The organism is Curtobacterium salicis (genome assembly GCF_011759505.1).
Taxonomy (GTDB): domain Bacteria; phylum Actinomycetota; class Actinomycetes; order Actinomycetales; family Microbacteriaceae; genus Curtobacterium; species Curtobacterium salicis.
The window spans coordinates 3648-5591 of the sequence record NZ_JAAOYO010000007.1; the positions used below are offsets into that span (position 1 = coordinate 3648).

1 rRNA gene (cut by a window edge) is annotated in these 1944 nt (G+C 55.7%); it reads left to right on the forward strand.

What is annotated here, in order from left to right:
- Window positions 1-1865, forward strand: a 23S ribosomal RNA gene (locus E9228_RS16725) (it extends 1453 nt beyond the left edge of the window).
- Window positions 1866-1944: the final 79 nt, after the last annotated feature.

A 1944-nucleotide genomic window follows, 5' to 3' on the forward strand; every position in this document is an offset into this window, starting at 1 on the left:
TAGACAAGCCTTCGTGGTTCAGTCGTGCGGAGTGGTAGGAGAGCGTCGTGTGGCGAGTGAAGCGGCGGAGTGATCCAGCCGTGGACGCTACACGAGTGAGAATGCAGGCATGAGTAGCGAAAGACGGGTGAGAAACCCGTCCTCCGAAAGACCAAGGGTTCCAGGGCCAGGTTAATCCGCCCTGGGTAAGTCGGGACCTAAGGCGAGGCCGACAGGCGTAGTCGATGGACAACGGGTTGATATTCCCGTACCGGCGAACAACCGCCCAAGCTAATCCAGTGGTGCTAAGAGTCCTAACCCGGCACTTGTTGATCCCTTCGGGGTGAGACGGGCCGGTCTAACGCTCGACCCCATGCTGGTGCGGTTAGCGTATGAACAGGTGTGACGCAGGAAGGTAGCTGAGCCAGGCGATGGTATCCGTAAGGTGAACCTGGTGTAAGGATGTAGGGCTGACGATAGGCAAATCCGTCGTCTGTATGCCTGAGACCCGACGCGTACCCGTAAGGGGAATTCAGTGATCCTATGCTGCCGAGAAAAGCATCGACGCGAGGTTGCAGCCGCCCGTACCCGAAACCGACTCAGGTGGTCAGGTAGAGAATACCAAGGAGATCGAGATAATCGTGGTTAAGGAACTCGGCAAAATGCCCCCGTAACTTCGGGAGAAGGGGGGCCGGACACGTGACCGGATTTACTCCGTGAGCGTTGAAGGCCGCAGAGACCAGTGGGAAGCGACTGTTTACTAAAAACACAGGTCCGTGCGAAGTCGCAAGACGATGTATACGGACTGACGCCTGCCCGGTGCTGGAAGGTTAAGAGGAAGGGTCAGCCTCACGGCGAAGCTCTGAATTTAAGCCCCAGTAAACGGCGGTGGTAACTATAACCATCCTAAGGTAGCGAAATTCCTTGTCGGGTAAGTTCCGACCTGCACGAATGGCGTAACGACTTCCCAGCTGTCTCAACCGCGAACTCGGCGAAATTGCACTACGAGTAAAGATGCTCGTTACGCGCAGCAGGACGGAAAGACCCCGTGACCTTTACTACAGTTTGGTATTGGTGTTCGGAGTGGCTTGTGTAGGATAGGTGGGAGACTGTGAAGCGGGCACGCTAGTGTTCGTGGAGTCATTGTTGAAATACCACTCTGGTCACTTTGGATGTCTAACGTAGGACCCTGATCGGGTTCATGGACAGTGCCTGATGGGTAGTTTAACTGGGGCGGTTGCCTCCCAAAGAGTAACGGAGGCGCCCAAAGGTTCCCTCAACCTGGTTGGCAATCAGGTGGCGAGTGTAAGTGCACAAGGGAGCTTGACTGTGAGACTGACAGGTCGAGCAGGGACGAAAGTCGGGACTAGTGATCCGGCAGTGGCTTGTGGAAGCGCTGTCGCTCAACGGATAAAAGGTACCTCGGGGATAACAGGCTGATCTTGCCCAAGAGTCCATATCGACGGCATGGTTTGGCACCTCGATGTCGGCTCGTCGCATCCTGGGGCTGGAGTAGGTCCCAAGGGTTGGGCTGTTCGCCCATTAAAGCGGTACGCGAGCTGGGTTTAGAACGTCGTGAGACAGTTCGGTCCCTATCCGCTGCGCGCGTTGGAAATTTGAGAAGATCTATCCCTAGTACGAGAGGACCGGGATGGACGAACCTCTGGTGTGTCAGTTGTTCTGCCAAGGGCACCGCTGATTAGCTACGTTCGGACCGGATAACCGCTGAAAGCATCTAAGCGGGAAGCCGTCTTCGAGATGAGATTTCCATGCACCTTGAGTGTGAGAGGCTCCCAGCAGACTACTGGGTTGATAGGCCGGATGTGGAAGCGGGGACTAACGACCCGTGGAGCTGACCGGTACTAATAAGCCGAAGACTTGACACACACTTTTTTCCTGACCCTTCGGGGTCAGGGCTCGCGTCCACTTTGTGGTTCCCGACAGACGATCGGGAATCAAACTGAA